Raw genomic sequence first — 14,897 nt, forward strand, 5'->3', positions numbered from 1 at the left:
ATAATAAAACATTCCTGTAATATTGCAGCAGCTCACTTAAATCAAAGATGGCTTCCTTTTTCAGTATTCATCATATTTTCTTTACCACGCTGGGATATCCGGTCAGTTATGTGGAGTTTATCGGTACGGTCACCGGCTTGTTATGCGTATGGCTGGCCGCAAGGGATCATATCCTTACCTGGCCGGTGGGGTTGGTCAACGTGAGTTGCTTCTTTGTATTGTTCTGGCAATTGCAATTGTATGCCGATATGTTCCTGCAGGTATACTTCTTTGCCACCGGGGTTTATGGATGGCTCTTCTGGTACAGGAAGCAACCGGAAAATGAACCTGTGTATGCATTGCAGCCCCGTCATCGCTGGTGGCTGGGAATTGCAGCCCTGCTGCTGTCGGCAGCTACCGGCTATGTTATCAGCCAGCTGCACCTGTGGTGGCCCCACGTATTTGAACATCCCGCAGCATGGCCCTATACCGATTCACTGGTGGCGGTTTTAAGCGTGATCGCCAATATCCTGCTGGCGAAAAGGATCTGGGAAAACTGGCTGCTATGGGTAACGGTAGATGCAATAGCTACCTTTATTTATTTTCAGAAAGATGTAAAGTTTCTTGGAATAGAATACTTTATTTTGCTCATCATTGCCGCCATGGGACTGGCAAAATGGTTGAAAACATATAAGCAACAACTTACCAATAAATAACCCTATGCTTACTTTTAAACAGAAATTCCGTCGTATAGCCCTTACATTTATAGCCATTTTTGTATTGATGTTCCTCTGCAGGATCGGGTATGGTTACCTCTATAAAGGCCGCCAGCAGGAAGCATCCGGTGAAAATGATTTTTTATCCGGCGTAATGAGGCAACAGAAAAATTATGCATCTGAAAAAATAAAAGCCTTTAACCCACAGAACAATGCACCGGATATGGTTTCCGGCAATCAGAAGTATGAAAAAGTAGCCAATGTACGGGCGAAATCATCACAGTTTTCGGAAGATGAAAAACTGCTGCATGGCACCATTAAAAAATTTGATGCCATTGTACAGTACGAGCAGCAATCCGGCAACAGCGGGAACCGCCAGATACAACTGCTGATAGGCGTTTCGCCTCAAAAGTTCGATTCATTTTACCAGGCAACACAAGGGATCGGAGAAATAAAATCTACCGAAATAACCAAAACAGATAAAACAAGCGAATACCGTAAACTCAATGCCCAAAAGGCTTCCCTTGAAAATTCACTGGCTTATTTTAATGAACTGAAAAAGAAAGAAGGCAAAATAGAGGACTTTATCCAGCTGCATAACCAGATCTATGAAGTAGAAAAGGAACTGCAGGGCCTGGGCGTGGAGCTTGGCAATTTCGCAGAAGAAAATGAATTTTGTACCGTGCAGTTCTCCATGTATGAAGGCGCCGCCGTTAAAGGTATTGCTTTTATTACCCGTGTAAAAGTAGCGCTGGAATGGACTATCAAGTACTATGCAGTGCTGGTAGCGGCCATTTTCTTTGCCGCAGGGAGCGCCTGGTTTTTACTAAAGCTGTGGGAACTGCTGAATGGCTGGATATTATCCGGCAAAAAGGGTTAAAATAAAATGGCGGAGTCCCCACTCCGCCATTTTGTACTTACACGGTGTACTCACCCACTTTGGTGCCGTCGTCTCTCAGCATGGTTAATACCAGTTGCTGCTGATCGGCTTTTATCTTTATCAGGGTACGATTACCTTCTTTGGGCCCGCCGCCAATGATGAGCGGGTATTCATGCTGTCCTTTTGCCGGGGCATACACGCCGTATTTATGGGTATGGCCGCAAATGAGGATATCAATTTTGTGTTTGTTAAAGAGGCCGCCAAACATTTCGCGGCAATGTTTTACGCCATGCCACTCGCCGGAGTGGTAGTGCGGAATGTGCATCATCACTACTTTATGTTTCGCTTTCCGGAAGGCCGGACTTTGCAGTTGCTGCTCCAACCAGCGGGCCTGCTGTTCCCGGTAGGCGTCGAAGTCAACGATGCCCGCGTATACAGGATGCTCATCTTCTTTATCTTCTCCTGTATCCAGCACAATAGCCGCCACCGGCCCTATATTAAAGGTGAAATAATTGTTATGGCCCGGGTTGTCAAAATACTGGTGCCATTCCCTGGCATATTTGCCGCGGGTTTCGTGGTTTCCCCTTACATACATAAACGGGGTTTGTGTGGAAAAGGTATCACCGCAGGGAGTGAGCATATGATCAATGATCTGTTGCTCATCGGCCTGGTAGTCAAATACATCTCCGTTAAAAAACACGAAATCATAAGGATCATCGCCGTTCAGTTTCATCAGGTGTGGGATGGAAGCCGGCCGGTCGTGGATATCGTTAATGATCACCCAGGACACTTCTTTCGCCTTCGGATCAGGAGCGGTGAAGGTGTAAGTGGCGCTTTCTATGGTTTCGCCATAGGTTAGCTTATACGGTTCAAAGGAAACAATGTCTTTTGAGCATACCTTGTAGCTATACTTTTTTCCAGGCTCCAGCTGGTCCAGTTCTATGCGGTGGAGGCGGTTATTGGCGTCTACCAGTCCGTTTGTAACGCGGTGGGCTTTTTTGCTAAGCTGCCCGTCTGTTCCGTATTCCACCCAGCTGTAGCAGGGGCGGCTGGTGAGCCACATCACTGAAATGGTATGCGGACCAGGATACTGGAGGTACGGTTTGCAGAGAAAAGCGTGTTCAGCAGCTGTCGTGGTGGATGTTGCTGACAAGATGCCAGCTTTGGCGGCGGCCGGTACAATGCCGGTGATGCCCAGTAATCCTGCTTTGGAAAGGTTGCCGAGGAATGACCTGCGGGATTGTTCACTGTTTGACTTTATCATATTTATATATTGTATATATCAGGATAGCGATTTAAAAATAGTAAAGGAATTAAGAAAAGGAAGCTATTTTTATATGAATGGCGCCTGTAGCTTCACGTTATTTATGAATAATGAAAATATATAATTTGACAGGCTCCGCTTTGCATTGCCGGGGTATAAAACTTTATTAATGATAAAATCGGCGAAAAATGCGGTGGGAAAAGGTTTTTTTTCATCGTTAGCGTTTTGATTTTCACCCATTAACTCTTACCTTTGCGGCAAATTTTGGAAACTGTATACATGCAATTGTGTGCGGTTTTTGGAACAGTAACATTTTAGTATTTTTATAAACCTCTTTAAAAATATGCCTAACACAGGTAAGATCAAACAAATTATCGGTCCCGTGGTGGACGTGCACTTTGATGACAAATTGCCCGAAATCTACAGCGCATTGGAAATTACCCGCGAAAATGGTCAGAAGGTAGTATTGGAAGTACAGCAGCACCTGGGTGAAGACAGTGTTCGTACAGTGGCAATGGACTCCACCGACGGTATGGTTCGTGGCATGGCTGTAGTTGATAAAGGCGCGCCTATTAAAATGCCGGTTGGCGACCAGGTGAAAGGACGTTTGTTCAATGTGGTAGGTGAGGCGATTGACGGTTTAGGTGATATCGATGCTTCAAACGGTTACCCTATTCACCGTGAGCCGCCTAAATTTGAAGATCTGGCTACCGAAACAGAAGTACTGTTCACTGGTATTAAAGTAATTGACCTGATCGAACCCTATGCAAAAGGTGGTAAAATCGGTTTGTTCGGTGGTGCCGGTGTGGGTAAAACTGTATTGATCCAGGAACTGATCAATAATATCGCAAAAGGTTACGAAGGTTTATCCGTATTCGCCGGTGTTGGTGAACGTACCCGTGAAGGGAACGATCTGATGCGTGAAATGATCGAAGCAAACATCGTTAAATACGGTGACAAGTTTAAAGAATCAATGGAACACGGTGACTGGGATGTTACCGCTGTAGATAAAGAATTACTGAAACAATCACAGGCTACATTTGTGTTTGGTCAGATGAACGAACCTCCCGGAGCACGTGCGCGTGTGGCCTTGTCTGGTTTAACACTGGCAGAATATTTCCGTGATGGAGATGGCACTGCAGGTGGTGGTAAAGACATCCTGTTCTTCGTAGATAACATCTTCCGTTTCACCCAGGCAGGTTCTGAAGTATCCGCGCTGTTAGGCCGTATGCCTTCTGCCGTGGGTTACCAGCCAACACTGGCTACTGAAATGGGTCTGATGCAGGAACGTATCACCTCCACTAAAAATGGTTCCATCACTTCCGTACAGGCCGTTTACGTACCTGCGGATGACTTAACGGATCCGGCTCCGGCAACAACCTTCTCCCACCTGGATGCTACCACCGTATTGGATCGTAAGATTTCCGATCTCGGTATCTATCCGGCTGTGAGCCCGCTGGACTCTACTTCCCGTATCCTGTCTCCGTCTATCGTGGGTGAAGCTCACTATAACTGTGCACAGCGCGTGAAAATGATCCTGCAACGCTATAAAGAACTCCAGGATATCATCGCCATCCTCGGTCTGGATGAATTGAGCGACGAAGATAAGCTGACAGTATCCCGTGCACGCCGTGTACAACGTTTCCTGTCCCAGCCATTCCACGTAGCAGAACAGTTCACCGGTCTGAAAGGCGTACTGGTACCAATCGAAGAAACTATCCGTGGCTTTAACATGATCATGGACGGTGAAGTAGATGAGTATCCTGAAGCAGCCTTCAACCTGGTAGGTAACATCGAAGCAGCTATTGAAAAAGGTAAGAAATTACTGGAAGCAGCGAATAACTAATTAAGTCAATGATCCCGGTTCCGCCGGGATCATTACCCTTCACCATTTACGATCATAACATGCTATTAGAAGTATTAACACCTGAAAGAAAAATATATGCCGGAGAAGTGTACGGAGTACAACTGCCGGGCATTGACGGTTCTTTTGAAATACTGGATAAACATGCGCCATTAATTGCAGCCCTCGGAAATGGTAAAATGAAAGTGCTGAAAGATAAAGCTCATGCAGAGTTCTATACCATCAGCGGCGGATTTGTGGAAGTGTTGCGCAATAAGGCTACCGTACTCGTAGAAGGCGCTGTAGCAGTGGAAAAATAAAGCATACCAGCTAAAATATAATAACCAGGCCGGGTAAGAATACCCGGCCTTCGTTTTGTCCTAACTATTCCAATCTTAGATGACCCGGTTAAGGACAGGACTGTCCACCGGGATTTCCTCCTATTCATTATGTACAATACATTACCTGCACGGCTATACGAGATATCCGCAGTAACTACATGTACATCAATAGACAGCCTCATCAAGGCTGTTTATATTACCTAATGAATGCCTTTGACAATAATCAGTTAGTGATCAGGTAAATGCTGGTATCGGTCTATAGAAGGAGCAAAATGTTCATAGGTTTTGCCTTCATAGGTGTATCTTATCGGTTATTAAATTACCTGAAAACGGGCTATGTAGCTGGTTTGATTCCCCAATTACTTTAGCAAGATATTTAATTTGTTTTAAATAAACAGCATTCATCCTGTTCATTTTTCACTTTAAATACCGGGCACAGCCCATCTCCTTCTGTCTCAGAATATTACCATTAATTTAAGGAAGGATCAATTGGATAATTTGCCATCATGGCAAAGGTACTGCCAAGATTTTTAAGGGATTGCTGCCATATTTGCTGCTCCCTGCGCTCAAATATCAGTGAAGTGTCGGTGTCAGATAAGATCCAGGATTTCTCCTTTACCTCTTCGTCCAGCTGACCCTCTGTCCAGCCGGAATAGCCAATAAAGAATTTAACCTTGTCCGGCTCCAGCAAACCCTTATTGATGGCAGCCACTACCTGGTCAAACCTGCCACCCCAGAAAACACCAGGCAATATCTCCTGCCCCCCGCTGATCAGCTCCGGATGCCGGTGCACAAAGTGAATGGTATCCATCTGTACCGGACCACCATAGTACACCGGGACATTGCCTATCAATACCTCGGGCACAAGATCACTAAGCGTTTGATCAAACAACTTATTGATTACAAAGCCAAAACTGCCTTTTTCCTGGTATTCACAAAGAAGTACTACCGTGCGCGCAAAATTTGGATCTTTTAAAAATGGATCAGCTATCAGCAAAATGCCGGGCGACAAAGTTACCATAGACAAACAATTTTATAGCCTGTTCAAATTTAACTAAATCATTGAATAGTAAAGTAAAAAGAAAAATGAGAGGAAAGTAGGAAAAATAAAAAAAGGAGGCTAGAAAACCTCCTTACCATTTTATCAACCAAAATCTAAATCGCTTATGGAACGAATCCACATCGATGTATGTAGAAAGTTTAATTACTTTGTTATGATCCTGAACTAATCAAATTTAGTACCAAGATTCTGAAGCAAAGGTAAGGAAAGAAGCATTAATAAAAACAGCAGTACCCAGTTAAAATTACGTTAAAGTGATGTTGTATTGCGGAGAATAAGTACAGAGGCAATATCCCGTCTGGAATTTTGTATCATAGTTGCTATAGCAAACATCTTTTTTAACATATTTTAGTATTTCTTCGCACTTATCTTTGAGATAATTAAAGCCTGACAAAAACTTACATGATACCACTGAAGAAGATTTTCCCCGTCATCGTTATCCTGATCACTTTGTCCCTGCTTGGAATCATTTATATCCAGGTCAGCTGGATCATCAGTGCCGTGCATATCAAACAGGACCAGCTCTTTCAGCGCGCTGTCAGTATGTCCAGGGACGTATATAACGATATGATGTACCGCCGCCAGGCTGCCATTATGTTTAAGCTCGATAACAAAGAAGGAGCCGCTACCAAAGGATTTAATCTCGACATTAACCGGGTACCCCAATACAGCGTTCCCTCCGTGAGCGACTTCTTTACTGTGCAGGAAGTGAAACGTTGCATCCAGAACAATATGAGGAAAAATCACCTCGATAGTTCCAGCTTCGAATTTGCCATCATCGGCACTGTTCCCGGATCGGAATTCGGTACCATCCGGATGCAGTCGGCCGGGTTTGAAAAGATGTTCCAGCAAAATGAAGCCGACAGCATTAAAGAGAAGAAAGACTACCGCGTACAGGTGATCCTCCTGTCGGAATCCAATGATTTTAATCCACGGGCAGAAAAGCTTTACATCATCATGCCCAACGATGATTCGGTGGCCAAACAATTAGGTATCATGATATCAGGAGGCGTCCTGTTTACCATGATCATCATCACTGCATTTGCACTTACCATCCGCACCCTGCTCAATCAGAAAAAACTCTCGGAAATAAAATCGGATTTCATCAATAACATGACCCATGAACTGAAAACACCACTGGCCACTATTTCGCTGGCCATCGATGCTATCAGGAATGAGAAAGTAATGTCAAAACCGGAAAAAATCCAGTATTTCTCCGGCATCATCAAAGAAGAAAATAAACGTATGAACAAACAGGTGGAAAGCATCCTGCAATCCGCCCTCCTTGAGAAAGATGAAATAACGCTGAAACTCCAGCCGACTGATGTGCACAACGTTATTCAAAGTACCGCCGATAACCTCCAGTTGCAGCTGGCCACCAAAAATGGCGTGGTGGATCTTCAGCTGGATGCCATCAACCCCATTATCATGGCAGATGATGTTCACTTCTCCAACCTCATCTTCAACCTGATGGATAATGCCATCAAATATTCCAATGATCAGCTGGAGATAAGAATACAAACTTACAATACCCGCAAAAGCCTGTTCATCGTGATTGCAGACAACGGTATCGGTATGAGCCGCGACACTATTTCACGTATCTTTGAAAAGTTCTACCGCGCACATACCGGCAACGTACATAACGTAAAAGGCTTCGGCCTAGGACTCACGTATGTAAAGGCCATTGTAGACGCACATAAAGGAAAAATTAAAGTGGAAAGCGTAGTAGGTAAAGGCAGCAAGTTTACCCTCGAATTTCCGCAGGAACTGGATAAAGGATAAAGCATATGATACTCAGCGAAAAAGAAATACAACATTTCAAAAATCCTATTGCCGTGCCGGGCATGGGCATCACCATGCAGGAGAAGCTCAAGGAAGCCCGCGTACTGGTAGTAGGCGCCGGCGGCCTCGGAAGCCCGGTGGTACAATACCTCAGCGCCAGCGGAGTGGGCGTAATCGGCATTGCCGACTATGGCGTGATCAATGATGAAGACATGCACCGTCAGCCCATCTACCAGATGCAGGACATCCGCAAACACAAAGCAAAAATGGCTGCCAGCCGCCTGTGGGCAGTCAACCCATATACAAAACATTACCCCATCCTCATGCAGGTAAAACCCGACAGCATCAACCTGATGCTGGTAGGATTCGACCTCGTGATAGATTGCACCCAGCATCTGCCCACCCACCTGGTGATCAACGATGCCTGCCTGGTACACAACAAACCTTATATCACCGGGGAAGTACATAACTGGATGGGCTGGTTCGCCGGGTTTAATATGCCCATGCCGGATGGCACCACTTCAGCATCCTATCGCTGCGCATTACCGCTCACGGAAGGCTACCGCAATTTCGATGCTGGCGCCCTTGGCGCTACCCACGGCGCCCTCGGTACCCAAATCGTTTGCGAAGTGGTCAAATACCTGATCGGTGTTCCCCTGGGCATCGCCGGCAAATTCTATGGTATCGACTACCTCCACAATCAAACCCAGGTTCACGACCTGCAACCCGATACCGCACTGATAGAAAGCACCCGCGCCGCTGGTGTCCTCACCGCGGAAGAATACGGCCTGGAGATCGTTCCTGACGTAGAGGACTAGTGCGGAAGCTGCCTGCCGATCCATCCGCTACACCTCCGCAAGCACGGTTTTGGCGCCTATCTTCAACTCGTGCTTCACACCAAGTTTGAGCGAGTAGTTGGCTGTCTGGTGTCCGCTGGGGAAACCAAAGCAAACGGGGAAGTCGTAGTCTTTAACCAGGTTACTGATAATTTCATACTCCGACTGGCCAAAAGGAGTATCTGTTTCTTTGCCATCCGTAAAGGCGCCTACTACCAGTCCGGCGAGGTTGTCGAGCCAACCGGCACGTTTGAGGTTATACATCATACGGTCGATGTTATACCGGTATTCACCGATATCTTCCAGCAGCAGGATCTTTCCTTTGGTGTTGATTTGTGACGAAGTGCCGGAAAGGTTGGCCAGGATAGATAAATTGCCGCCTACCAGTATCCCGGTGGTTTTGCCTTCCTTGTTCATTGGATGCGCTGGTGCGGAGTAGCGGTAGGCTTTCCCTCTCAGCGCTGTTGCCAGGCTTTCTGTATATTCATTATCAAATGTATCGGGGGTAATACCGCTGCACATTACGGAATGCAGCGTGGCAATTCCAAAGTGCCGCTGCACATGCGCATGCAGCGTAGTAATATCACTGTAACCGCAAAGCCATTTGGGCTGCTTCCGGAAACGGGTGAAATCCAGTTTATCTATGATACACACCATTCCATAGCCACCACGGCCAAATATAATCGCTTTTATTTCCGGATCGTTCAGCATATCCTGTAACTCTTCCAGCCGTAGTTCATCCGGCGCGGAGAAGTTATGGAAGCTGGTTCCTACCGTGATACCGAGGTGTACACGGTAACCCCAGGAAATGAGTACGCCACGTGCATACTCCGCTGCCTGCAGATCCATTTTGCTACTGGGGCAGGTAATTCCGATCAGATCACCTTTTTTCAAATATGGGCGGAATTTTTACCATTGTTCCTTTTGTTTACCTTTGCAGATTAGTTAGCGTAAATTCATTCTTTATTCGCTGACTAAGGTGATAAATTGTTATGGTGATTCCAAAAACAATCACTGATTTAAAGTTTATTTAAGCATTCTTTAAGAGAATATGGCAAAATTTAATAGATATTTAATAACTGCGGCATTACCGTATGCCAATGGCCCGGTGCACATCGGACACCTCGCCGGCTGCTACCTGCCTGCAGATATTTATGTGCGTTATTTACGTGCAAAAAAGGCAGATGTGAAGTTTGTTTGCGGCACAGATGAACACGGTGTTCCCATCACCATCAAAGCAATGAAGGAAGGCGTGAGTCCGCAGGATGTGGTAGATAAATACCATAAAATTATAGGCGACAGCTTTGCTGCAATGGGAATCTCTTTCGATATTTTTGCCCGCACCAGTGCTTCCATACATCACCAGACCTCCCAGGATTTTTTCCTGAAGATGTACAACGACGGCTTGTTTGAAGAAAAAGAAAGCGAACAGTTTTTTGATCCGGAGAAAGAAATGTTCCTGGCAGACAGGTACATTATCGGAACCTGTCCTAATTGTGGTAACGATAAAGCCTATGGCGACCAATGCGAGCGCTGTGGCAGAACCCTGAGCCCGGATGAACTGATCAACCCACATTCTGCGCTGAGCAATGCACCGCTGGTGAAAAAGAAAACCAAGCACTGGTATATGCCTTTGCAGAACTACGAACCGTGGCTGAAAGAATATATCATTGATGGTCATAAAGAGTGGAAGAACAACGTATACGGTCAGTGTAAAAGCTGGTTGGATAGTGGCCTGCAAAGCCGCGCCATGACCCGCGACAGCAACTGGGGCATCAAAGTACCCCTGCCGGATGCGGAAGGCAAGGTATTGTACGTATGGTTCGACGCCCCCATCGGTTATATCTCCGCTACAAAGGAGCTGACCGAAAACTGGGCGGACTACTGGTGTAAAGACGATACCAAACTGGTGCACTTCATCGGTAAGGACAACATCGTTTTCCACTGTATCATTTTCCCGGCCATGCTGAAGGCGCACGGCGGATTTGTACTGCCGGACAATGTACCTGCCAACGAGTTCCTGAATATTGAAGGGGAAAAAGTATCCACCTCCCGTAACTGGGCCGTGTGGGTAAACGACTATATCGAAGACTTCCCCGATCAGCAGGATGTACTCCGTTATGTACTTTGTGCTACCGCGCCGGAAACAAAAGACAACGACTTCACCTGGAAGGATTTCCAGGATCGTAATAACAGCGAGCTGGTGGCCGTTTTCGGCAACTTCGTCAACCGCGCAATGGTGCTGATGCATAAACTGTGCGGTGGAAAAGTACCTTCACTGCATCCTGAGTTCATGAACGACGGCGATACCGAAATGCTGAAAGAGTTCGGCCTGGCAAAAGAGAAGATTGAAACCAGCATCGAAACATACCGCTTCCGGGAAGCACTGTCTGAGGTGATTGAATTTGCCCGGAAAGGCAATCAATACCTCCAGAAAAATGAACCCTGGATACTGGCAAGCGTACTTGAAAAGTTGAAGAATGGAGAACAACACGCCAAATACCCGCAGTACGAAGAAAAGGACATCGCATTTTTACAGGGTCGCATCGACATTTGCCTGCACATCGCATTGCAGATGACGGCCAACCTGGCGATATTCTCCCAGCCGTTCCTGCCGTTTACCGCGAAAAAGATCTGCCACATGCTGAAAGTGGTGGACCGTATGCTGGAATGGGACAACGCCGGCAGCGACAAACTGCTGAGTGTGGGCTATACCCTGCGTCCGCCGGAACTGTTATTCAAGCAGGTGGAAAACGACCAGGTAACCGCTCAGGTGGAAAAACTCCATGCAGGTTTAAAACAGGCGATGGATGCCGCCGCTGCAGCTGCGCCCGCCGTGGAAGAAGCGCCTCCCGCCCCGGTAAAGCCCGAAATTCAATACGACGATTTCGCTAAACTGGACTTGCGCGTAGGAACCATTTTGCAGGCAGAAAAAGTAGCCAAAGCCGATAAATTACTGAAATTGCTGGTAGACATAGGTACCGAACAACGTACCGTCGTTTCCGGTATCGCTATGCACTTCAACCCGGAAGACATTGTAGGCAAACAGGTAACCCTGGTAGCCAACCTGGCCCCCCGCAAAATGCGCGGAATTGAAAGCCAGGGCATGATCCTGATGGCGGAAGACAATGGCAAGCTGATTTTCGTAAACCCCGCCGAAGGTGTAAAGCCGGGCAGCGGAGTAAGCTGAAACCCGGCAGGGTAGCTGGTTTCCAGATCAAGTCCACGTCACCTCCGTGTACACTGCACGGATACTCCGGGTGTAAAGCAGGTGCAAAGCGAATACGAAGTAATGGCGAAGCCTTCATAAAGCCGGTATAATTTGCGGATCGGAGCGTAGTTTGTCTTTCCTCAGGATTAAACTTATTACACTGATTGCGCTGATTTGATCACTTTTGATTTTAAAAGATTCAGGGAGATATAAGCGAAAATATCCGCTTATGTCTCCCTGAATCTTTTAAAATCAAAGGAGGTCAAATCCCCTAACCGGATACTTTCGCTTATATCTCCCTGAATCTTTTAAAATCAAAAGTGATCAAATCAGCGTAATCAGTGTAATAAGTTTAATCCTGAGAAAGACAAACTACGCTCCGATCCGCAAATTTTACAGAAATCGGGTGCCCCCTGATGATGGAACTCCAAAAAATGCTAAATTCAAGGATCGGTAAATTTAAGTTACAAATGCTGGAAGCTCCGCGTAATGAATAAAAAGCTGACAGCCAAAAGCCAAAGCAATGAGACACATCAACAAAGTAGCCGTTTTAGGCTCTGGGGTAATGGGATCAAGGATTGCCTGCCATTTTGCAGGAATAGGCGTACAGGTTTTACTGCTGGACATAGCGCCAAAGGAACTGAACGAGGCAGAAAAGAAAAAGAATCTGCCACTGGATAGTCCCGCTGTGAAGAACCGGATTGTGAATGATGCCCTGCAGGCCGCCATAAAATCCAACCCGTCGCCCGTTTTTACCAAAGATGTGATCAAACGCATTAAAACAGGCAACTTCACCGATGATATGAAACGCCTCGCGGATGTTGACTGGATCATTGAAGTAGTTGTGGAAAACCTGGATGTGAAGAAAAGCGTGTTTACCCAGGTGGAGCAGTTCCGGAAACCTGGTACCCTCATCACCTCCAACACCTCCGGCATCCCGATCCACCTCATGACAGAAGGCCGCAGCGAAGATTTTCAGAAACACTTCTGCGGTACCCACTTCTTTAACCCGCCCCGCTATCTCCGTTTACTCGAAATAATTCCAACACCACATACCGATCCCGCTGTCATAGATTTTCTCATGCACTACGGCGATCTTTTCCTCGGTAAAACAACCGTACTGTGTAAAGATACCCCGGCATTTATTGCCAACAGGGTAGGCGTGTTCTCTATCATGGCCATCTTTCACATCATGCAGGAAATGGGCCTCGGCATCGACGAAATTGATGCACTCACCGGCCCTGTCATCGGCCGCCCTAAATCAGCTACCTTCCGTACCGCCGATGTGGTAGGGATAGATACCCTGGTGAAAGTAGCCAAAGGCGTTATGGAAAACTGCCCGCAGGATGAAGCCATCGGCATCTTTAAAATACCTCCCTTCCTCCAGAAAGTAGTGGAAAACAACTGGCTGGGCGATAAAACAGGGCAGGGTTTCTACAAGAAAACAAAAGGAGACGGCGGCAGTAAGGAAATCCTTACGCTGAACCTCCAGTCAATGGAGTACGGACCAAAGCAAAGAGCTAAGTTTTCCAGTATCGACGCAGCCAAACCCATCGAAGACCTGAAACAACGCATCAAAGCGCTGGCAGGAGCTTCCGACAAGGCCGGCGACTTCTACAAACAGTTCCACGCATTCCTGTTCTCCTACGTGTCGCACCGCATTCCTGAAATAGCGGACGACCTGTATAAAGTAGACGACGCCATGAAAGCCGGCTTCGGCTGGGAAATCGGCCCCTTCGAAACCTGGGACCTGCTCGGCGTGGAAGCATCCGTAAAACTCATCGAAGAAAAAGGACTCACCGTTGCCCAATGGGTAAAAGATATGCTGGCGAAAGGAATCACCAGCTTCTACAAAGTAGACAACGGCAAGAAATTATATTACGACGTAGCTACCCAAACCTACAAACCATTACCGGGAGAAGGACAATTCATTATCCTGGAAAACTTCTCCAATAATGTAGTCTGGAAAAACAGCGCCTGCAACCTGATTGATATCGGCGATGGCGTGGTTTGTTTCGACTGGAAAACAAAAATGAATACCATTGGCGGGGAAGTGCTGGAAGGATTGAATAAGGCCATAGACCGCGCCGAAAAGGATTTCCGCGGATTGGTAGTAGGCAACGAAGGCACCAATTTCTCTGCCGGCGCCAACGTGGGCATGATCTTCATGCTCGCAGCAGAACAGGAGTTTGATGAGCTGGACATGGCAGTGCGCCTCTTCCAGCGCAGCACCATGCGCCTGCGCTATTCATCGGTACCTGTAGTGGTGGCCCCACATGCCCTCACCTTAGGTGGTGGCTGCGAAATGTGCCTGCACGCCGATAAAGTACAGGCGGCAGCCGAAACGTATATCGGCCTGGTGGAACTGGGCGTAGGCCTCATCCCCGGCGGCGGAGGTACCAAAGAAATGGCGCTCCGCGCCAGCCTGGAATACAAGGAAGGCCGCATCGAGGAAGAACCCCTGAAGGATTACTTCATGACCGTAGCCACCGCTAAAGTAGCCACCTCCGGTTTTGAAGGATTTGATATGGGCGTGCTAAAGAAAGGACACGATGAAATTACCATGAACCTCAGCCGCCTTATTGCCGATGCCAAACGCAGCGTAATTGCACTGGCCGACGAAGGCTATACCCGCCCCGTGGAAAGAACAGACATCAAAGTAATGGGCCGCGGCGCTCTGGGAGCCTTACTGGCAGGTGTATACGCCATGAAGTTTGGTAATTATATTTCAGAACATGATCAGAAAGTTGCAAATAAACTCGCTTATGTGATGTGCGGCGGCGATCTTACAGAAGCCTCTTTTGTAAGCGAACAATACCTGCTGGATCTCGAAAGGGAAGCCTTCCTGAGTTTATGCGGTGAACGCAAAACGCTGGAACGCTTACAAAGCGTGATTAAAACGGGCAAACCCGTACGAAATTAGAAACTGTTATTTTAATGTATGGGAAATGTAGTGAAGATTAGCCATAAGATCATTCGCTGCAT

General features: G+C 46.9%; 11 protein-coding genes. 8 read left to right on the forward strand and 3 right to left on the reverse strand.

The genetic code is table 11. From position 1 onward, the window contains the following. Positions 1-47 precede the first annotated feature (47 nt). Both pnuC and QFZ51_RS07145 read left to right on the forward strand, forming a co-directional pair. Positions 48-695 (forward strand): nicotinamide riboside transporter PnuC, encoded by a 648-nt coding sequence (pnuC, locus tag QFZ51_RS07140; RefSeq protein ID WP_429044669.1) that lies wholly within the window; start codon positions 48-50, stop codon positions 693-695. Positions 696-699: 4 nt separating this feature from the next. Continuing rightward, positions 700-1,575, forward strand: a complete 876-nt coding sequence (locus QFZ51_RS07145) for a DUF4349 domain-containing protein (RefSeq protein ID WP_429044672.1) — start codon at positions 700-702, stop codon at positions 1,573-1,575. 37 nt (positions 1,576-1,612) lie between these two features. Here the strand turns inward: QFZ51_RS07145 and QFZ51_RS07150 are convergent, their stop codons facing one another. Next, positions 1,613-2,839, reverse strand: coding sequence for a metallophosphoesterase (locus tag QFZ51_RS07150; protein WP_429044675.1), 1,227 nt, complete (start codon positions 2,837-2,839; stop codon positions 1,613-1,615). A gap of 343 nt (positions 2,840-3,182) precedes the next feature. Here QFZ51_RS07150 and atpD point away from each other — a divergent pair, with 343 nt between their 5' ends. Continuing rightward, positions 3,183-4,685 carry a F0F1 ATP synthase subunit beta gene (atpD, locus tag QFZ51_RS07155; protein WP_370910911.1) on the forward strand — a complete coding sequence of 501 codons (1,503 nt, stop codon included), beginning with the start codon at positions 3,183-3,185 and terminating at the stop codon, positions 4,683-4,685. Positions 4,686-4,744: 59 nt separating this feature from the next. Further along, positions 4,745-5,002, forward strand: coding sequence for an ATP synthase F1 subunit epsilon (gene atpC / locus QFZ51_RS07160; protein ID WP_079469459.1), 258 nt, complete (start codon positions 4,745-4,747; stop codon positions 5,000-5,002). A gap of 490 nt (positions 5,003-5,492) precedes the next feature. Here atpC and QFZ51_RS07165 read toward each other — a convergent pair whose 3' ends face one another. Further along, a complete protein-coding gene (locus QFZ51_RS07165; protein WP_370910910.1) occupies positions 5,493-6,044 on the reverse strand; it encodes a YqgE/AlgH family protein in 552 nt (183 codons plus the stop codon). Positions 6,045-6,485: 441 nt separating this feature from the next. Between QFZ51_RS07165 and QFZ51_RS07170 the strand changes: the two genes are divergently transcribed. Both QFZ51_RS07170 and QFZ51_RS07175 read left to right on the forward strand, forming a co-directional pair. Then, the gene (locus QFZ51_RS07170; RefSeq protein ID WP_429044679.1) at positions 6,486-7,865 is read left to right on the forward strand and encodes a sensor histidine kinase; all 1,380 of its coding nucleotides are present in this window, start codon (positions 6,486-6,488) and stop codon (positions 7,863-7,865) included. Positions 7,866-7,870: 5 nt separating this feature from the next. Beyond that, entirely contained in the window at positions 7,871-8,683 is an 813-nt protein-coding gene (locus QFZ51_RS07175; protein WP_429044683.1) for a HesA/MoeB/ThiF family protein, read from the forward strand. A gap of 27 nt (positions 8,684-8,710) precedes the next feature. On the opposite strand, the gene QFZ51_RS07180 is transcribed toward QFZ51_RS07175, so the two are convergent. Further along, on the reverse strand, positions 8,711-9,595 hold the full coding sequence (locus tag QFZ51_RS07180; protein WP_370910907.1) for a S66 peptidase family protein: 885 nt from the start codon (positions 9,593-9,595) through the stop codon (positions 8,711-8,713). A 157-nt stretch (positions 9,596-9,752) separates the two neighbouring features. Between QFZ51_RS07180 and metG the strand changes: the two genes are divergently transcribed. Together metG and QFZ51_RS07190 are read left to right on the forward strand one after the other, a co-directional pair. After that, the gene (gene metG / locus QFZ51_RS07185) at positions 9,753-11,891 is read left to right on the forward strand and encodes a methionine--tRNA ligase (RefSeq protein WP_429044685.1); all 2,139 of its coding nucleotides are present in this window, start codon (positions 9,753-9,755) and stop codon (positions 11,889-11,891) included. A 544-nt stretch (positions 11,892-12,435) separates the two neighbouring features. Then, a complete protein-coding gene (locus tag QFZ51_RS07190) occupies positions 12,436-14,835 on the forward strand; it encodes a 3-hydroxyacyl-CoA dehydrogenase/enoyl-CoA hydratase family protein (RefSeq protein ID WP_429044687.1) in 2,400 nt (799 codons plus the stop codon). Positions 14,836-14,897: the final 62 nt, after the last annotated feature.

The sequence above is a fragment of the Chitinophaga sp. W3I9 genome, from assembly GCF_050434025.1.
GTDB lineage: Bacteria > Bacteroidota > Bacteroidia > Chitinophagales > Chitinophagaceae > Chitinophaga.